Origin of the sequence: Pseudomonas sp. NY15354 (assembly GCF_048068075.1) — a bacterium.
In the GTDB taxonomy this organism is placed as follows: Bacteria; Pseudomonadota; Gammaproteobacteria; order Pseudomonadales; family Pseudomonadaceae; genus Aquipseudomonas; species Aquipseudomonas guariconensis_C.
In genome coordinates this window covers 65,529-83,345 of the sequence record NZ_JBLUPV010000015.1, presented here as the reverse complement: position 1 = coordinate 83,345, position 17,817 = coordinate 65,529, and the positions used below count along the sequence as shown (strand labels likewise).

Below are 17,817 nucleotides of genomic sequence, written 5' to 3'. Positions count from 1 at the left end.
CATCTGGAAGTTTAGGCCGAGGTCCGGCTGGCACGACTAAACTTCAGTGACAGGCCCGGACAAGGTGACGACAGGTGATCGCTCGTGGCTGGTGCTGGCTGCTGCTGACGCTCGTGCTCGGCATGGTTCCGAGCGGCTTGGCGGTGCCCGGCACGAGCGTCTGGTTGCTGGACGTCGATGACGCCATCGGCCCGGCCAGCGCCGATTACGTGATACGCGGCCTGGAACAGGCGCAGGCGCAGAACGCGCAACTGGTGGTGATTCGCCTGGACACCCCCGGCGGGCTGGACAGCGCCATGCGCCAGATCATCAAGGCGATTCTCGCAAGCCCCGTGCCCGTGGCCAGCTTCGTCGCCCCCAGCGGCGCCAGGGCCGCCAGCGCCGGCACCTATATCCTCTACGCAAGCCACGTGGCGGCCATGGCGCCAGGGACCAACCTGGGCGCCGCGACGCCAGTGCAGATCGGTGCAGCCCCACCGGGCAAGCCCGACGCCGACAAACCGTCACCGGACGACCCTCTGGCGCGCAAACAGGTCAACGATGCCGCAGCCTACATCCGTGGCCTGGCACAACTGCGTGGGCGCAACGCTGACTGGGCGGAGAAGGCCGTGCGCGAAGCCGTGAGCCTGTCGGCCAGCGAGGCGCTGCGCCTGAACGTCATCGACCAGATGGCCAACGACCTGCCGCAACTGCTGAATCAGCTCGACGGCAAGACCCTCGTCGCCGCCGGCCAGCCGCGTCAGTTGCAAACTGCCGGCGCCGTGATCATCGAACACCTACCCGATTGGCGCACCCGCCTGCTGGCGGTGATCACCAACCCGAGCGTGGCGCTGATCTTGATCATGATCGGTATCTACGGCCTGTTGTTCGAATTCATGAGCCCTGGCTCAGGGGTGGGCGGGGTGATCGGCGGCATCTGCCTGCTACTGGCCCTGTACGCCATGCAGTTGCTGCCGGTGAGCTATGCGGGCGTGGCGCTGATTCTGCTGGGCGTGGCGTTCATGATCGCCGAGGCGTTCCTGCCGAGCTTCGGTGTGGTCGGTTTTGGCGGCATCGTCGCGTTCGTGGTCGGTGCGGTCATCCTCATGGACACCGACGCGCCCGGTTTCGGCATCCCCCTGGCGCTGATCGTCGCCTTGGCGGCGGTCTCGGCGCTGCTGCTCGGCGGGGTGGCGGGCATGGCCCTGAAGGCCCGACGACGGGCCCTGGTCAGCGGCGACGCGGGGCTGGTAGGCAGCCTGGTCACGGTGACCCAGGTGATGGCAGGCAACCCGTTCTGCGGCTCGGTACAGGCCCAGGGCGAACAATGGCAAGTCCAGTGCGCGACCCCGTTGCAGCCTGGGCAACAGGTGCGCGTGACGGCCCGCCATGGCGTGATGCTGGAGGTCAGTGCCACCGCGCCCGCCGCGCAAGGAGAGTGATGATGTTCGTTCAATTCGGTTTTGGCGCCTTGCTGGCGGTGGTCGGCCTGTTGTTGCTGTCGGCCCTGCGTATCCTGCGCGAGTACGAACGGGGCGTGGTGTTCCAGCTGGGCCGCTTCTGGCAGGTCAAAGGGCCGGGCTTGATCATTCTGATCCCGGGAATCCAGCAGATGGTGCGGGTGGACCTGCGCACCGTGGTACTCGACGTACCACCCCAGGACGTGATCACCCGCGACAACGTCTCGGTCAAGGTCAACGCCGTGCTGTACTTTCGCGTGCTCGATCCGCAGAAGGCGATCATCCAAGTCGAGGACTTTCTCGGTGCCACCAGCCAACTGGCCCAGACGACGCTGCGCGCGGTGCTCGGCAAGCATGAACTGGACGAACTGCTGGCCGAGCGCGAGCAGCTCAACTCAGACATCCGCCTCGTGCTCGACGCCCAGACCGATGCCTGGGGCATCAAGGTGGCCAACGTCGAGATCAAGCACGTCGACCTCAATGAATCGATGGTGCGCGCCATCGCCCGCCAGGCCGAAGCCGAGCGCGAACGGCGGGCCAAGGTGATCCATGCCGAGGGTGAACTGCAGGCTTCGGAAAAACTGATGCAGGCGGCGCAGATGCTGGGCAAGGAGCCGGGGGCGATGCAACTGCGCTATATGCAGACCCTGGGGACGATTGCCGGGGACAAGAGCTCGACCATCGTGTTCCCGCTGCCGGTGGACTTGCTCAAGGGGTTGGTCGATAAACCGCGTTGACCCCCGCCCCAGGCGCCCACACGCTCAGCGACGAGCCTGTGGGGGCGGCGAAAGGTTCAGACCGGCGCGCGGCGAAGGGTGGCCAGAAACGCCGCCGCACCGATGAACAAGCCGGCAAATGTGCGGTTCATGCGCTTTTGCTGCTTGGGCGTGCGCAGCAACCGCAGTACGCGAGCTGCAAGGCCCGTGTAGCCGGCCATGACCAGCATGTCCACGGTGATCATGGTGGCGGTGATGGCCAGGTACTGGGGCACCAGCGGCGCATGCGGATTGATGAACTGCGGCAGCACCGCGAGCATGAACACCAGCGCCTTGGGATTGCTGACGTTGACCAGGAAGCCGCGGAACACCAGGCTCATCGGCTTGCCGATCGGCCGCACGCCCGAGGTGTCGCTCATGTCCATGGGCAAAGCGCGCCACTGTTTGTAGGCCAGGTACACCAGGTAAGCGACGCCGAACCATTTGATGAGCTGGAAGGCGGTGGCCGAGGCGGCGAGGATGGCGCCCACACCGGCGGCGATGACGGCAATCTGCACGATCAGACCCAGTTGCAGGCCCAGGGCATTCCAGTACCCACGCCAGAACCCGTACTGCAGCCCGCTGGACATCGAGGCGATGGCCCCGGCACCCGGCGACAGGCTGATGACCCAGCACGCGGCAAAGAAGGCCAACCAGGTTTCCATCGACATCGCACACCTCGCTCGAACATTTGTTGCAAAACGTTAAGCTAAGGGGTTGGTGAAAAAATCACCAGCGATTTTTTTGTGGTTTATTTCAGGGCTGGTGCTGGCGGCTTCGCGGGTAAACCCGCTCCGACCGAGCTCAGCCTGGGGCCTGATCGTGGGTACATCGGCATTGTTGGAGCACCGGTGAACCTTGTGCGGGTTTACCCGCGAAGAAATCAACACCGTCAGCGGGTCAATCCGCTTCGACCGGCTCGCCTTTGGACACGGCCACCACCTCGGTCCCCCGCCAACGGCGCACCGCTTTCTGGAAGAACTGACTGTTCGGCACCTGCACCAGCGCCCCGCCCGCCTCGGGGGTTTCCATCAGGGTGGTGTACAGCAGGTTGATGGCGATCACCCGGCCCTTGACTCCCGGCTTGTCGAGGGTGTCCACCAGCTCCACCACGTCACCGATGCGAAACGGCCCGACCGTGAAAATCAGCACCGCGCACAGCAGGTTGGAGAGCACGCTCCAGATGGCGAAAAACGCCACCGCCGCTACCGCGACGAAGCCTGATAGCGCCGTCCACAGCACCGTGGCCGAAACGCCCATGCGCTCCAGCACGAACAACAGTGCACTGCCCATGATCAGCCAGCGCAGACCACCGCGCACCGGTACCAGCAGCTCTGCCGGCAGCGGGTAGCGGTTGCCCAGCCGGCTCAGCCCCCGCGCGATCACACGCTGCAGGATGAACGCGGCGATCAGGATCAGCAGGATCTGCAGCCCGAGCCAGAACGCGTCCATCCATTGCCCTGGCAGCAGCGAGCGCAGCTCCTCCATCAGGACAACGCCTCCAGCTCGGCCTGCATGGCCTCGAGGGTTTCCAGCGCTTCCATCCAGGCTTCTTCCAGCTCGCCCTCGCGCTGCTTGAGCTTGGTCTGGCGAGCCAACAGGTCACGCAGTTCGTCCTTGCGGGACGCTTCGTACAGGCCGCCGTCGCCCAATGCAGTCTCGATCTCGGCCAGTTGCCCATGCACCTGGTTCAGCTCGGTTTCGAGCTTCTCGGCGGCGCGCTTGTGCGGCGCCAGTTGCTGGCGCAAGGCCGCAGCGGCCTGGCGTTGGGCCTTCTTGTCAGTCTTGTCCGGGTTGGCCGGGGCATTGCTGACCGGCGCACTGCGTTGGCGATAGTCGATCAGCCAGCGGCTGTAGTCGTCCAGATCACCATCGAAGGCTTCGACCTTGCCATCGGCCACCAGCAGGAAGTCGTTGGTGGTGCTCTTGAGCAAGTGACGGTCGTGGGAAACCACCACCACCGCGCCACTGAACTCCTGCAGGGCCATGGTCAGGGCCAGGCGCATCTCCAGGTCCAGGTGGTTGGTCGGCTCGTCGAGCAGCAGCAGGTTCGGGCGTTCCCAGGCAATCAACGCCAGGGCCAGGCGCGCCTTTTCGCCGCCAGAGAAGTTCACCACCGGCTCGTCGACGCGGTTGCCGTGGAAATCGAACCCACCGAGGAAATCGCGCAGGGTCTGCTCGCGCTCAGCCGGTGCGATGCGTTGCAGGTGCAGCAAGGGGCTGGCCTTGTCGTCCAGGGAGTCGAGCTGGTGCTGGGCGAAGTAGCCCACCGCCAAGTTCTCGCCCCGCACCAGGCGTCCGCCAATGGGCTCGAGCTCACCGGCGAGGTTCTTGATCAGGGTCGACTTGCCGGCGCCGTTGGGGCCCAGCAGACCGATGCGCGCACCGGGCGCCAGTTGCAGCTTGACCTTCTCCAGGATCGCCTTGTCGCCATAGCCCAGACGGCCTTCGGCGAGGTCCAGCAGCGGGCTGGAGATTTTCTCCGACTCGCGGAAGACGAAGTCGAACGGCGAGTCCACATGGGCGGCGGACAGCTCCTCCATGCGCTCCAGGGCCTTGATCCGGCTCTGCGCCTGACGGGCCTTGGTGGCCTGGGCACGGAAGCGGGCGATGTACTTCTCCATGTGCGCACGGCGGGCCTGCTGCTTCTCATAGGCCTGTTGCTGCTGTGCCAGACGCTCGGCACGGGTGCGTTCGAAGGCGCTGTAGCCGCCTTTGTAGAGGTTGAGCTTGCGCTGCTCGACATGCAGCACGTGATCGACCACGGCATCGAGGAAGTCGCGGTCGTGGGAAATCAGCAGCAGCGTGCCCGGATAGCCCTTGAGCCAGTCTTCCAGCCAGAGGATGGCGTCCAGGTCCAAGTGGTTGGTGGGCTCATCGAGCAGCAACAGGTCGGATGGGCACATCAGGGCCTGGGCCAGGTTCAGGCGCATCCGCCAACCGCCGGAGAAGTCGCCGACGCGCCGGTCCATCTGTTCGGTGGTGAAACCCAGACCTGCCAGCAGCTTGCGCGCGCGGGCATCGGCGGTATAGCCGTCGGCGCTGTCCAGCTCACTGTGCAGGCGCGCCACGGCGGTGCCGTCGTGGGCCGCCTCGGCGATGGCCAGGTCAGCCTGGATCTTGCGCAAACGCACATCGCCGTCGAGCACATAGTCCACCGCCAGGCGATCGAGGGTATCGACCTCCTGACGCATGTGGGCGATGCGCCAGTCGCCGGGCAGTTGGCAATCGCCGGCATCAGGCGACAGCTCACCGCGCAGCAAGGCGAACAGGCTGGATTTTCCGGCGCCGTTGGCACCGATCAGGCCGGCTTTGTGACCGGCGTGCAGGGTCATCTCGGCGCCTTCTAGCAAGCGCTGCGGACCACGCTGTAAAGTGAGATTCGATAGTCTGATCATGATGGTCGCGGAGTCTATCAGCTTCCCTTCTGGGCACACAGGCCACCTTGACCACTGGCGAGTCCGAACATGCAAAACGAATTGTGGAGCCACGCCCTGGCGCTGTATCGACGGCCAGGGGTCGAAGCGGCCTGCCTTGCACTGCAAGAACTGGGGGCTGATGTCTGCCTGCTGCTTAGCGGGACCTGGCTGCAGGCCCGCCGTGTCGCACCCGATGCCACGCGCGCAGCCGCGCTACAAGCCATTGCCGGCCCATGGCAGCAGCAGGTCGTGGTTCCGCTGAGGGTGTTGCGCCAACAATGGCGCGAAGCGGCGCAAGGCGATGCGCAACTGGCGTCGCTACGTGAGCAGGTCAAGGGATTGGAGCTGGAAGCCGAGCGCACCTTGCTGGCGCGCCTGCAGGCGTGTGCGGGGAGCTGGCCGGCGGATTCGAACGACCCGCCCGGCGACTGGTTGCAGTGGCTGGTGCCCGAGCAAGCCCGCGACCACGACGCGCTGCGTGAGCTGCGCGTCGCGGCCGATGGGCTTCAGGAGGCCGAGGGAGCCGACTGAGCCGGGGTGCTGGCAGGTGCCGGCGACGTGGCGGCAGGCGCTGCCGAGTTGGTCGCTGGCGCTGGGCTGCTGGTCACCGGTGCGGCGGGCTTGGTTTGCGCAGGCTTGCTGACGGCAGGCTTGGCTGCCGCGGGTTTGGCCGGGGCCTTGCGAGCCGCGGGCTTGGCGGCAGTGGTCTTGGTTGGCGCCGGTTTGGCGGTAGTGGCCTTGGCTGCGGCCGGTTTTGCTGCGGGCTTGGCGGCTGGCTTGGCAGCTGCAGTTTTGGCGGCAACCGGTTTGGCCGCTGCGGCTTTGGCAGCAGGCTTGGCGGCAGTCTTGGTCGCAGCCGGCTTGGCGGTGGCCTTGGCAGCAGCAGGTTTGGCGGCCGGCTTGGCAGCAGCGGTACGGGCAGCAGTCGGTTTGGCGGCGGCCTTGGCCGGGGCCTTGGCTGCAGGCTTGGCGGCGACTTTGACCGGCGCTTTCGCGGCTGGCTTGGCAGCCGCTTTCACAGGTGCCTTAGCAGCGGATTTGGCAGCGGCAGCCTTGGCAGCAGCGGGTTTGGCGGCGGCCGGTTTAGCGGCTGGCTTTGCAGTCGTCTTGGCAGCCGGACGGGCAGTGGCTTTGGTCGCAGCCGGCTTGGCCGGGGCCTTGGCAGCAGTCGCGCGCTGATCGAGCGCCTTGCTGGCGGCCTCGCGCACTTTGCCCACGCCCTGGGCCAGTTTCAGGCTTTCCTGGGCATCGCGTTTTAGTTGCTGAATATAAGTGCGGGTCTGCGTTTGACGGTCTTTGAGCGAATCAAGCAGCTCTTCAAGTTCGCCGGATACTTTTTGCGCTTTGCTCTGAGCCTTGGCTTTACCGGCCTTGGCGGCGTCCTGCAACTTCAGGCGTGCGTTGTGCAGTTTTTCCTGGGCTTTGCCACGCTGCTTTTCCAACTTGGCCAGCAGTTTCTCGGCATCCGCCAGCGCTTGCGAGCAGGCATCTTCCAAATGTTCGAGCAGACTACCCGAAAGTTGCTGGAGCAGGTGCAACGGCGTACTGACTGGCTTCTTCTTGGCCGACATGGTTTACCTCCTGGCTGACGAGATTGCGGCTCATACTATGCTTCTGCTGCTACCGCCGCTAGGGCATGTGGACAGTATTGTTGGCGCCGCGTTGCATGCCTGGGCAAAGTTGTTATCTTGCAGCTCGGTGCAAGTGTAGTTGCCCAATAAAGTGTTGCTGATATTTACACATCGTTGGCCAACAAGGCTGGCATACTTTGCGCTCATCGCAGCAGGAGTTGACCGTGCCTCGTTACCTTATTCTCGGCCTGTGCCTGGCAACGCCTTTGGCCTGGGCCAATCCTGAAGCGTCCCCCTCCAAGCACGACCTGGCCTACAGCCTCGGCGCCAGCCTGGGTGAGCGCCTGCGTGACGAAGTGCCCGGCCTCGAGCTCGATGCCTTGGTCGAGGGCCTGCGCCAGGCCTATCAGGGCCAGCCCCTCAAGCTCGACAAGCCGCGCATGCAAGCCATCCTCCAGCAGCACGAAGAACAAGCCAGCGCGGCCGCTGAACAGGCTCAGGTCGACAAGAGCCTGGCCGCGGAGAAACGCTTCCTGGCCAACGAGCGCGCACGTGCCGGCGTCCACGAGTTGCCCGAAGGCATTCTCTACACCGAACTGGCAAGTGGCACGGGTAGCTCACCCAAAGCCGGTGGCAAGGTACAGGTGCGCTACACAGGAAAGCTACCCGACGGCTCGGTGTTCGATCAGAACCAACAGCCCCAATGGTTCAACCTGGACTCGGTGATCGAAGGCTGGCAAGTGGCATTGCCGCATATGAAGGCAGGGGCGAAGTGGCGGTTGGTCATCCCATCGGCACAAGCCTATGGAGCCGAAGGTGCGGGCGACCTGATTGCGCCCTACACCCCCCTGGTCTTCGAAATCGAACTGCTGGCGGTGGCCGACTGACGCCTAGCCTCAGGCTTGCACCGCGCCCTCTTCCTTGTGCGCGTTGTGCAGCACCTCGATCAGGCAGTCCTCGAGCTCGAAGCGCTCATGCAGCAGGCTGCCGAGCTCGCCCAGTTTCTTGGAGAACCGCTCGGGGTCCTTGCACTCGCCCTTTTCGCAATGGTCGTTGAAGGCCAGTGCAATCTGGGTGATGTCGTTGATCCGAGGATTGATCTGTTCGGCGAGCTGCAGGGCACCCTCGTCACCGAACGCCTTGGCTTCCGTGACCAGTTGCTCGCTCACTTCGAAATGCCACGCCGAAACATAGTCGACCAGCACCGCGCAGAAGTCGCGGTTCTTGTCCTTGTCGGCGAAGGCCGGTTTGGCGTCACGCAAGGCGCGGAAGGCCTGGACCAGCTCCGCCCGTTCCTGGAGCCAACGGTCGATCAGCTTGTGAACCCCACCCCAGCGTTCCTGAGCGTTCTGACAACTATCGAGCATGGCGATCTCTTCCCTTCTGGGTAGATGCCGCTGCACCTCGTGCGCTAATACCGCGGCACAAAGGTGACATCAGCAGGACGGCATCGAGCAGTTGTGTTTTCGGTATGCGTGCTGCGAGATTATTCCCGCACGTGCTGGGCTTCAAGGTACGCAGCGGACAAAGTTCATACAAGTGTTTAATACCCAGGTAGGGCACCGCTGGTCGTGCGATCCCGAGACGATTTGCCGTGGATCAAACTTTGCCGAGTTGGCGCATGCGGTAGCCCAGCAACCAGCTCAGTGGAAGGGCCGATAGCGACAGGAATGCCAGCAGGCTCCACTCGGGCAAGGTCAGGTCGATGAAGCTCCAGGTCAGCGAGGTGCAATCGGGGCCGCCCAGCACCAACATCCTCAACGCCTGGTCCCACGACTGCTCCAGCAACCACCCGAACGGCATCTGGCAGGCGTCGGCTGTCAGCCCCGCACCTTGCAGCCAGACATGCCGGGATGCCAGCAGTGCCCCACTCACCGAACAACCCAGCGCCAGCGCCGCATAGTTGCGCTTGCCGACCATGCCCGGCGAGTGCAACACCGCGCACACGCTTACCCCTGCGTACAGCCCAAGCAGCAAACGCTGACTGAAGCACAGGGAACAGGGCACCAGGCCAAGGGTGTTTTCGAGACAGAACGAAGCAAGCAGGACCGCCGCCGAGGCGAAACCGCCAATGAGAAAAAAGGTGCGCAAGCGGGCCGGCAGCATGAGCGAGTGGGTCCCGGGTCAAATGAAGTAGCCCGGAACGGTAGTGGAAAGAGGCGCTTTGTTTCAAGGCGCTACAGGAGAGACAACTCCCTGATTGAAAAAGGAAAGTCTGCAACTTTGAGTAGGAGATTTCCGAAGAGAGCCAGCGTAAATCCCGTCACGCTAACAAGAGAAGTTACAGCGCCAGGTACCCACGGCTCGGCGTGGGTACCTGGTTCGGTCAGGCTCGCACGCCCTCGGGCAACGGCAGAGCCAACAGGCGCTCGTCCAGCAGGCCCAGGCCCTCCTGGAACAACTGGTTGCTGCGCTCGGTCTCACCCAGCCCGGCCAACAGGCGGGCAAGCTCCGCACAGGCTTCCGGATTACGCTCCATGCGCAGGCTGCTTTCGAGGTAATCCCGCGCTTTGCCCCACAGGCGGTTCTGCAGGCTCAGGCGACCCAGGGTGAGCAGCAGGCTCGGATCCTGTGGATGATCCTTGAGCCAGCCTTCGGCGGTTTGCAACTGACGGGCCGGGTCATCGCCGCGCACCAAACCATACAGACGAGCCAGATGGCTTTCGTACTGACGCTTGAGCGCCGTGCGCAGCACCTGTTCGGCTTCGCCCTGGGCTCCGAGCTGGCGCAGTTGCTCAGCGTAGGCCGAGACCAATTGCGCCTCCTGGCGCTGGGCGGCGGTGAGCTGTTGCCAGGCCCGCTCGAGGGCTTGGCGGGCCGCCTGGGCATCCTCCCCGCGAGTCGCCGCCAGACCGAGGTTTTGACCCCAGGCGCGTTGTTCCAGATCAGCGAGCTCTTTGGCTGGCAGCACCTTGCCCTTGCGCAGCTCCGGCAGCAGACGGATCAAGGCCGACCAGTCGCCTTGCTCCGCATGCAGGCGATACAGCAAGCGCAGCACCTGGTTGTTGTGAGGGTGACGCTCCTGCATGGCCAGCAGCGTTTCATGGGCACCGCCGATGTCGCCGCGGTCCATCTGCAATTGCGCATGGGTCAGGGCGATGGCCAGCTCGGCCTGGGGCTGACGCTCCAGGGCGCGCTCGAGCAGATTGTCGCTGTCTTCGGCACGACCCAATTCATTGGCGGCGCGGGCAGCACCCAGGTAGTAGAGCAACGGCTGGCGCTCAGCCTCGGCGGCGCGGTGCAGATGACGCTGGGCACTGGCCCAGCGACCCTCCGCCAAGTCCAACTGTCCTTGCTCGATGGCGATGCGGGTACGGCGGCTGCGGTTGCGCCGCGACCACGGGTTGACCACGCCGCTCGACGTCAGCACCAGGCCGATCAGATAACGCACCAGCCAGAGCACCACGACAATGGCGACCAGCGCCGCCAATGCCGCCCACAGCCCGGACTGGTAGCGGAACCCACCATAGGCGACCAGCACGTAGCCGCTATGCTTGGCGACCGCGATGCCCAGCGCCGCGGCTACCACGATGGCAAGCACCGCCAGCAGGTAGACACGCTTCATGGCTTGCCTCCTTCGGCTTCGGCCGGCAGGTGGCGACGCTGGATGTACGCCTGCACGGCGGCCAGGCTCTCGGACAGGTCAGGCGTGACCACCGAGACCGGCTGCTCGGCCAGTTCGTTGAGACTGGCGAGCATGGCCTTGCTCTGTGGGTTGTCGGCGTTGAAATTGGCCAGCAGCACGCTACGGGCATCGTCCAGGGCCTGGGTATAGACCTTCGCTTCGCCATTGAGCGCCGCCCACTGTGCCTGCTCGATGGTCAGGCTCAGCGCCAGGCGCAATTGGTTGAGCGATTGCCCGGACAACAGCGGCCGCACGTTGTCGTCGGCATTGAACTCGATCTGGAAGTACTTGGAGATCTCCGCCCACCACTGGGACAGGCGGCTGGCGCCATCGCCATCGGCGGTCAGGGCGCCCAGGGCGTCGGCCTTGGTTTCGAATTCAGGCGATTGGGCGCTGAGCTGCTGGACCAACTCGCGCTGGGCGGCAAGCTTGAGGAACAAACCGGTGCGGTCCGGCTGCTCGGTGCTGTTGAGGGTCGCGAGGCTACGCGCCAGCTGTTCGCGGGCAGCGAAGGCCCCTGGATCGCTTTGTTCGCGAAGAATCTCGTCCGCACCCTCGACCAGCGCCTTGGCGCTGGCAATGTCCTGCAGCGCAGAAAGACGCAGGGTCGCCAGGCGCAGCAGGTGCTCGGCCTCGGCCAGGCGCCACTCCTTGCGGCTCTCGCCCAGTATGGTTTCCAGGCGTTGGCTGAGGCGTTGCTGATCGCCCTGCAGTTGCGCCACCAGGCGACGGCGGTCTTCGAGCTCGCTGGCCGCCGGCAGGGTGGCCAATTGCGCGCTGATCTGCTGTTCGCGTTGCTGCAACGTCTCGGTGCGCTCGTTCAGGGCCTGCAGGTGCTGGCCCTGACCCTGCTCGCTGCCTTGCAGCTGACGGACCTGCCAGACACCCCACCCCCCGACAGCGACCCCAGCCGCGCCGAGCAGCAAGGCCAACAGTGCCAGGCCGTTGCCAGAGCGCTTGGCAGGCGTGGCGGAGGTGGATTCCGGCGCCTCGGACGCCGTGGATTGTTCGTTGTTGGACAAGACAGTTTCGCTCACGTATCCATCCTTTGCATGGGGGCGCGTCGCATTGAGCTTAGCGCCTTAGTCGGCAGGTGCAGCACTTCGCTGCACAGCTGCCATCAAGGCCGCGGCACTGGCGCCACGGCAATCCACAATCTGTTGGGCGCCCAACGCCCTGGCCTGTTCGGCCACCCGAGGGCTTGGCACGAACAACGGCAGGTGCGCCAGGCGTGGCCAGTCGGCGCCCGCCAGCTGCAACAGGTGCTCCAGCCCCTGTCCACTGCTGACCACCAGGCCGTTCAGGCGTTCCGATTCGACGCGGCGCAGCAGGGTGCCGGCCGGATACACCGGCAGGTTGCGTCGATACAGTTCCAGATAATCGACACTAGCACCTTGCTCTCCAAGACGCCCGGCCAGCAGTTCGCGACCTCCGACGCCCCGCACGATCAGAACGCGGGGGGTAGCGACCCGGGTCATAGCCTCGCGCAGGACCGGCAGCGCGAGCAAGGCCTCGCTGTCATCGCCTTGCGCCGAAAAGTCAACTTTTAAGCCCTGCGCCTGGAGCACCTGCGCGGTTGCAGCCCCCACGGTGAACCAGCCTTGTCGCGGCGGCGGCAGGCCTGCCTGGCCCAGGCGCTCGAGCAGCAGGCGGGCGGCGGGCTTGCTGACCACGATGATCACTTGGTAGCGGTGCAGGTCCGCCAGGTGCTGGTACTGCCCTGCCGGCAGTACCACCGGTTCGATGGCCAGCAACGGCAGGCTGCTGCTGACGATCCCGGCCTGCGAGAGGCTTTGTGCCAGCGCCTGGCACTCCTCTTCAGGACGGGTCAGCAGCAGGCGCCAAGGGCTCACGGGTGGCCAGCCTCGCCATAGACTTCCTTGAGGATGGCCTCGGCGCCCTGGCCAAGCAGGTCTTCGGCGACCTGCACACCCAGCGCCTCGGCCTGGGTACGCGAGGCTCGGGCCTCGGCCACCAGCAAGGTACCGCCGTTGGGCTGGCCCACCAGGCCACGCAGCCACAGCTGCTCGCCTTCGAGCACCGCGTAGCAGGCGATCGGCACCTGGCAGCCGCCGTTCAGGCGCTTGTTCAACGCCCGCTCGGCCACCACCCGGTCGGCGGTGTCGGCGTGGTGCAGCGGCGCCAGCAAGGCATGAATCGCGTGGTCGGCGCTGCGGCATTCGATGCCCACCGCGCCCTGGCCACCGGCGGGCAGGCTCTCGTCGACACTGATGGTGGAACTGATGCGGTCCTCGAAACCAAGGCGGATCAAGCCAGCCGCGGCGAGGATGATGGCGTCGTACTCACCGGCATCGAGCTTGGCCAGGCGAGTGTTGACGTTGCCGCGCAGGAAGCGGATCTGCAGGTCCGGGCGGCGTGCCAGCAACTGGGCCTGGCGGCGCAGGCTGGAGGTGCCGACGATACTGCCGGCCGGCAGTGCATCGAGGCTGGCGAAATTATTGGAAACGAACGCATCGCGCGGGTCTTCGCGCTCGCAGATGCAGTACAGGCCCAGGCCTTCAGGGAAGTCCATGGGCACGTCCTTCATCGAATGCACGGCGATGTCGGCCTCGTGCTCGAGCAGGGCGGTTTCCAGTTCCTTGACGAACAGGCCCTTGCCGCCAATCTTCGACAACGGCGAGTCGAGCAGCTTGTCGCCACGGCTGACCATGGGCACCAGGGTCACGACCAGACCGGGATGGGCCTCTTCCAGTCGGGCTTTGACATATTCGGCCTGCCACAGGGCCAGGGCACTTTTACGGGTGGCAATGCGGATTTCACGAGTGGACATGGAACGCCCCGATCCAGGAGAAATGCCGCCGATGATAACAGCTCCGCCAGCGCACCTAGCAGATTCAGGTCATCACCCGGCCTTCCCTGGCCGACAGCCGCCGGTTCAGAGCGTCTGCATCATCTTGCGCACGCCCGCCACATGCCGGCGGCTGACCGTCAGCGCATCGCCATCGAGCCCCTTGAGGAACAGCTGGAAGTGCCCAAGTGGCGTGCGCTGCAAGCGCTCGATACGCTCCCGGGCGACCAGGGCATTGCGGTGGATGCGCACGAAGCGCTCGCCGAACTCGTCCTCGAGGGCTTTCAAGGGCTCGTCCAGCAATACCTCCCCTGACTCATGGCGCAAGGTCACGTACTTGTGGTCGGCGATGAAGTAGATCACCTGGGGCAAGGGGATCAGCTCGATGCCCTTGCGGGTTCGAGCACTGATATGGCTGCGTGGGCCGCCGCCTTCATTGGCCGGACGGGTGAGCGCGGCAAGTTGGGCGCGGTTGGGCTTGTCGGCCTTGCGCAAGGCTTCGCGCAGGGCCTGGGGCTGGATGGGCTTGGTCACATGGCTCAGGGTGCTTTCCCGGAAGGCCTGGCTCCCGTACTCATCGTCACCGGTGCAGAACACCACCGCCGGTGGTGCTTCGCGTTCGCACAGCCGGGCGGCGACCTGGAGGCCATCCAGGCCAGGCATGCCGATGTCCAACAGCACCACATCGGGCTTGAGGCTGTCGATCAAGGCCAGGGCCTCCTCGCCGTTGGTGGCGCTGGGCTCCAGCACGGTGTAGCCCTCCAGCTCGCCAAGCATCCGGGTCAGGCGTTCACGGGCCAGGGGTTCGTCATCAACGATCAGGACATTCATAATTACGCTGGATTCCTGAGTGAGTCTCGCATGGGTATAGCGTAGACAAAGTGTAGGGCGACCGACACGCGGTCACGCTCTAGACCGATGCGACGGCCAAAGATTCACTGGCCCGGCAGATTCGCCGCCAGTCCTCTGTCCAACTGTAGACGGTCCGTGGAACACTGCCGTTCAATCGTTGAATATCCCCACCTACCGATTCACCCAGCGTTTTGCGAGATTTCTCTCGACCAGCGCCCTGCGGCGCGCGCTCCAACCCTGCTATGATCGGCGCCACTTTTTCGTTCACGCCTTCAACGAGTGAATCCATGAGCACCGACAAGACCAATCAGTCCTGGGGCGGCCGCTTCAGTGAGCCCGTCGACGCCTTCGTCGCCCGTTTCACCGCCTCGGTCGATTTCGACAAGCGCCTCTACCGCCACGACATCATGGGTTCGATCGCCCACGCCACCATGCTGGCGCAGGTCGGCGTACTCACCGACGCCGAGCGCGATGCCATCATCGATGGCCTGAAGACCATCCAGGGCGAGATCGAGGCTGGTAGCTTCGACTGGCGTGTCGACCTGGAAGACGTGCACATGAACATCGAGGCACGCCTGACCGACCGTATCGGCATCACCGGCAAGAAGCTGCACACCGGCCGTAGCCGCAACGACCAGGTGGCCACCGACATCCGCCTGTGGCTGCGCGACGAGATCGACCTGATCCTGGCCGAGATCACTCGCCTGCAACAGGGCCTGCTGGAGCAGGCCGAGCGTGAAGCCGAGACCATCATGCCCGGCTTCACCCACCTGCAGACCGCCCAGCCGGTGACCTTCGGTCATCACCTGCTGGCCTGGTTCGAGATGCTCAGCCGCGACTACGAGCGCCTGGTCGACTGCCGCAAGCGCACCAACCGCATGCCGCTGGGCAGCGCCGCGCTGGCCGGCACCACCTACCCGATAGACCGCGAGCTGACCTGTAAGCTGCTGGGCTTCGAGGCCGTGGCCGGCAACTCGCTGGATGGCGTCTCGGACCGCGACTTCGCCATCGAATTCTGCGCTGCGGCGAGCTTGGCGATGATGCACCTGTCGCGCTTCTCCGAAGAGCTGGTGCTCTGGACCAGCGCGCAGTTCCAGTTCATCGACCTGCCAGACCGCTTCTGCACCGGCAGCTCGATCATGCCGCAAAAGAAGAACCCGGACGTCCCGGAACTGGTACGTGGCAAGAGCGGCCGCGTGTTCGGCGCGCTGACCGGCCTGCTGACCCTGATGAAAGGCCAGCCGCTGGCCTACAACAAGGACAACCAGGAAGACAAAGAGCCGCTGTTCGATGCTGCCGACACCCTGCGCGACTCCCTGCGCGCGTTCGCCGACATGATCCCGGCAATAAAGCCCAAGCACGCCATCATGCGTGAAGCGGCCCTGCGCGGTTTCTCCACCGCCACGGACCTCGCCGACTACCTGGTCCGTCGCGGCCTGCCGTTCCGTGACTGCCACGAGATCGTTGGTCACGCCGTGAAATACGGCGTCGACACCGGCAAGGACCTGGCCGAGATGAGCCTGGACGAACTGCGCCAGTTCAGCGACCAGATCGAGCAGGACGTGTTCGCCGTGCTGACCCTGGAAGGCTCGGTCAACGCGCGCAACCACATCGGCGGCACCGCACCTGCCCAGGTGCGCGCTGCCGTGGCGCGCGGCAAAGCGCTTCTGGCTTCGCGCTAAGCCACCTCGCGCCGGCTTTGCCCGCGAACACCGGCAAAGCCGGCGCCAGAACCGCGCCGTCTGTTTCGCGGCTAAAGCCGCTCCTACAGGTCCAGCGGCGGCAGTCAGAGCAGCGCAAAACCTGTGGGAGCGGGTTCATCGAGGCGTCGAACCGCCGCGAACACCGGCGCAGCCGGTGCCAGACATTGCGAACCCGCTACTCATGGCCGCATATGGCCGGTTCTTCTCTCAGCGTTTACTACGAATCATCTCCTGGAACGCCGGCATCGCCGCTTCCTTGTCCGCCACGATCCGCGCCATGTGCGGGTTCGCCCCCAGTTTCTCCAGCAACGCCTTGGCCTGCGGGAACTCCGCCAGGAAATCGACGTTCAGCACCTTCTTGCCCACCGCGCAGGCCAGGTCCACCGAGAAGCAGAACATCAAATCGGCCAGCGTCAGCATCTCGCCCGCCACATACGGGGCAAACTTGCCGTTGCGCTTGAGCGTGGCAAAGCCGGCCAGCAACTCGGTGCGAGCGCGCTCCTTGAGCAGCGGCTCGACCGCCATGCCGAAGAAAGCCTCGGAATAACAGGTTCGCGCGGGCAACTCGATGTACAGCTCGATTTCCTTGATCAGCTCGCGCACTTTGGCTTGGGCGAAGGCATCTGCCGGCAGCAGCGGCTTGCCACCCTGGGTCTGCTCGATGTAGTCGAGGATCACTGTGGTTTCGCTGAGAAAGCCGTGCTCGGTCTCGAGCACCGGCACCTTGCCACGTGGGCTGATGGCCAGCGCCTGCGGGGTCTGATTGGGAACGAACAGCACCTCTTCGAATGGCAGGCCTTTTTCCAGCAGGGCCAGCTTGACCATGTTGTAGTAGTTGCTGACCGCGAATCCGTGAAGCTTGAGCATTGTTACAGCCTCCAGGCCGTGTGGGGATGGCCCGGCTTTTATAGCCCCATCCCCAAGCGCTGACCAGCATCATCGGCCCGGTCGATGACCAGGCATCGCCTGCGCAGGCATGGCACACTGTGCATCCCACCCCAGGAGCACTGCCATGAGCGAGCCCAGCGACATCGACAACAACGAAGAGGAAGCCTTCGTCGAGGCAACCCTGACCCAGGCCATCGAAAACCAGATCGAAAGCGGCGAGCCGCCGGCGGCCAAGGCCACGTTCAACAAGCTGACCCTGGTCGGCTACGAGCGAGAGGACATCCTCAACCTCATGGCCCATGTCCTGGCCATCGAAATCGATGCCATGCTCGACGAGGACCGTCCCTTCAACGGCGAGTGGTACGAGAACGCCCTGCGCGCCCTGCCCGAGCTGCCACCTGAAGCAGATCAAGGCGACAACGACGAAGCCTGACTACACTCCAGGATCAGGCACCGACCACGGTGCCTCCGTCCTTGTCTGGAAGTCAGGAGTCGCCATGTCCTTTACCCCCGAACTGATCGCCGAACTGGAAGTCCTCTCCCTGTTCAACCTGGATTCCCACCAGGAAGGCATCAAGGTCCACAGCAATGCTGCCCCTGCCCTGGTGGCCGCCGCCCGCCGCCTGTACGACAAACAACTCACCGACCAGCCCGATGGTGGCTACCTGACCAGCTTGGGGCTGGATGCCGCCCAGAGCGTCCAGCAAGTGCTGACCATCCTCAAGACCGCCCAGCCAGCCTGAACCGTTCGCCCCC

General features: G+C 64.7%; 19 protein-coding genes. 7 read left to right on the top strand and 12 right to left on the bottom strand.

The annotated features are described in order from the left end of the window. The first annotated feature begins 74 nt into the window (after positions 1 to 74). Together ACNFCH_RS15900 and ACNFCH_RS15895 are read left to right on the top strand one after the other, a co-directional pair. Positions 75 to 1,421 carry a nodulation protein NfeD gene (locus tag ACNFCH_RS15900; RefSeq protein WP_337157610.1) on the top strand — a complete coding sequence of 449 codons (1,347 nt, stop codon included), beginning with the start codon at positions 75 to 77 and terminating at the stop codon, positions 1,419 to 1,421. Between the two features lie 2 nt (positions 1,422 to 1,423). Beyond that, entirely contained in the window at positions 1,424 to 2,176 is a 753-nt protein-coding gene (locus tag ACNFCH_RS15895) for a slipin family protein (RefSeq protein WP_337157611.1), read from the top strand. Between the two features lie 56 nt (positions 2,177 to 2,232). Here the strand turns inward: ACNFCH_RS15895 and ACNFCH_RS15890 are convergent, their stop codons facing one another. The 3 genes from ACNFCH_RS15890 to abc-f form a co-directional block, all read right to left on the bottom strand. Continuing rightward, a complete protein-coding gene (locus ACNFCH_RS15890; protein WP_337157612.1) occupies positions 2,233 to 2,865 on the bottom strand; it encodes a LysE family transporter in 633 nt (210 codons plus the stop codon). A gap of 229 nt (positions 2,866 to 3,094) precedes the next feature. Further along, positions 3,095 to 3,682: a mechanosensitive ion channel family protein gene (locus ACNFCH_RS15885; RefSeq protein ID WP_337157613.1), complete on the bottom strand. Its 588-nt coding sequence runs from the start codon at positions 3,680 to 3,682 to the stop codon at positions 3,095 to 3,097. Then, entirely contained in the window at positions 3,682 to 5,592 is a 1,911-nt protein-coding gene (gene abc-f / locus ACNFCH_RS15880; RefSeq protein WP_070093896.1) for a ribosomal protection-like ABC-F family protein, read from the bottom strand. Before abc-f ends, ACNFCH_RS15885 begins: the two co-directional genes overlap by 1 nt. 69 nt (positions 5,593 to 5,661) lie before the next feature. Between abc-f and ACNFCH_RS15875 the strand changes: the two genes are divergently transcribed. After that, complete coding sequence (locus ACNFCH_RS15875; RefSeq protein WP_416743094.1) at positions 5,662 to 6,144, top strand: TIGR02444 family protein; 483 nt, start codon at positions 5,662 to 5,664, stop codon at positions 6,142 to 6,144. On the opposite strand, the gene ACNFCH_RS15870 is transcribed toward ACNFCH_RS15875, so the two are convergent. Further along, positions 6,120 to 7,184: an AlgP family protein gene (locus ACNFCH_RS15870; protein WP_337157615.1), complete on the bottom strand. Its 1,065-nt coding sequence runs from the start codon at positions 7,182 to 7,184 to the stop codon at positions 6,120 to 6,122. The two genes, ACNFCH_RS15875 and ACNFCH_RS15870, sit on opposite strands and share 25 nt — an antisense overlap. Positions 7,185 to 7,408: 224 nt before the next feature. Here ACNFCH_RS15870 and ACNFCH_RS15865 point away from each other — a divergent pair, with 224 nt between their 5' ends. Continuing rightward, positions 7,409 to 8,071: an FKBP-type peptidyl-prolyl cis-trans isomerase gene (locus ACNFCH_RS15865; protein WP_337157616.1), complete on the top strand. Its 663-nt coding sequence runs from the start codon at positions 7,409 to 7,411 to the stop codon at positions 8,069 to 8,071. A 9-nt stretch (positions 8,072 to 8,080) separates the two neighbouring features. Here the strand turns inward: ACNFCH_RS15865 and ACNFCH_RS15860 are convergent, their stop codons facing one another. From ACNFCH_RS15860 to ACNFCH_RS15830, 7 genes are all read right to left on the bottom strand, one after another. Then, on the bottom strand, positions 8,081 to 8,551 hold the full coding sequence (locus ACNFCH_RS15860) for an Rsd/AlgQ family anti-sigma factor (RefSeq protein ID WP_043213381.1): 471 nt from the start codon (positions 8,549 to 8,551) through the stop codon (positions 8,081 to 8,083). Between the two features lie 232 nt (positions 8,552 to 8,783). After that, positions 8,784 to 9,290, bottom strand: a complete 507-nt coding sequence (locus tag ACNFCH_RS15855; protein WP_337157617.1) for a disulfide bond formation protein B — start codon at positions 9,288 to 9,290, stop codon at positions 8,784 to 8,786. A 220-nt stretch (positions 9,291 to 9,510) separates the two neighbouring features. Beyond that, positions 9,511 to 10,749: a heme biosynthesis HemY N-terminal domain-containing protein gene (locus ACNFCH_RS15850; RefSeq protein ID WP_416743093.1), complete on the bottom strand. Its 1,239-nt coding sequence runs from the start codon at positions 10,747 to 10,749 to the stop codon at positions 9,511 to 9,513. Further along, complete coding sequence (locus tag ACNFCH_RS15845; RefSeq protein ID WP_196163225.1) at positions 10,746 to 11,846, bottom strand: uroporphyrinogen-III C-methyltransferase; 1,101 nt, start codon at positions 11,844 to 11,846, stop codon at positions 10,746 to 10,748. Before ACNFCH_RS15845 ends, ACNFCH_RS15850 begins: the two co-directional genes overlap by 4 nt. Positions 11,847 to 11,891: 45 nt before the next feature. Then, complete coding sequence (locus ACNFCH_RS15840; RefSeq protein WP_416743092.1) at positions 11,892 to 12,662, bottom strand: uroporphyrinogen-III synthase; 771 nt, start codon at positions 12,660 to 12,662, stop codon at positions 11,892 to 11,894. Continuing rightward, the gene (hemC, locus tag ACNFCH_RS15835; protein ID WP_416743091.1) at positions 12,659 to 13,600 is read right to left on the bottom strand and encodes a hydroxymethylbilane synthase; all 942 of its coding nucleotides are present in this window, start codon (positions 13,598 to 13,600) and stop codon (positions 12,659 to 12,661) included. Before hemC ends, ACNFCH_RS15840 begins: the two co-directional genes overlap by 4 nt. Positions 13,601 to 13,705: 105 nt before the next feature. After that, positions 13,706 to 14,449, bottom strand: coding sequence for a LytTR family DNA-binding domain-containing protein (locus ACNFCH_RS15830; protein WP_337157620.1), 744 nt, complete (start codon positions 14,447 to 14,449; stop codon positions 13,706 to 13,708). 308 nt (positions 14,450 to 14,757) lie between these two features. Here ACNFCH_RS15830 and argH point away from each other — a divergent pair, with 308 nt between their 5' ends. Further along, complete coding sequence (gene argH, locus ACNFCH_RS15825) at positions 14,758 to 16,152, top strand: argininosuccinate lyase (RefSeq protein ID WP_070572082.1); 1,395 nt, start codon at positions 14,758 to 14,760, stop codon at positions 16,150 to 16,152. Between the two features lie 228 nt (positions 16,153 to 16,380). On the opposite strand, the gene ACNFCH_RS15820 is transcribed toward argH, so the two are convergent. Then, positions 16,381 to 17,040, bottom strand: coding sequence for a glutathione S-transferase (locus ACNFCH_RS15820; protein WP_337157621.1), 660 nt, complete (start codon positions 17,038 to 17,040; stop codon positions 16,381 to 16,383). 145 nt (positions 17,041 to 17,185) lie between these two features. On the opposite strand from ACNFCH_RS15820, the gene ACNFCH_RS15815 reads away from it, so the two are divergent. Further along, positions 17,186 to 17,494, top strand: a complete 309-nt coding sequence (locus tag ACNFCH_RS15815) for a hypothetical protein (protein ID WP_084855390.1) — start codon at positions 17,186 to 17,188, stop codon at positions 17,492 to 17,494. Between the two features lie 64 nt (positions 17,495 to 17,558). Next, positions 17,559 to 17,804 (top strand): TIGR02647 family protein, encoded by a 246-nt coding sequence (locus ACNFCH_RS15810; RefSeq protein ID WP_337157622.1) that lies wholly within the window; start codon positions 17,559 to 17,561, stop codon positions 17,802 to 17,804. The last annotated feature ends 13 nt before the right edge of the window (positions 17,805 to 17,817 follow it).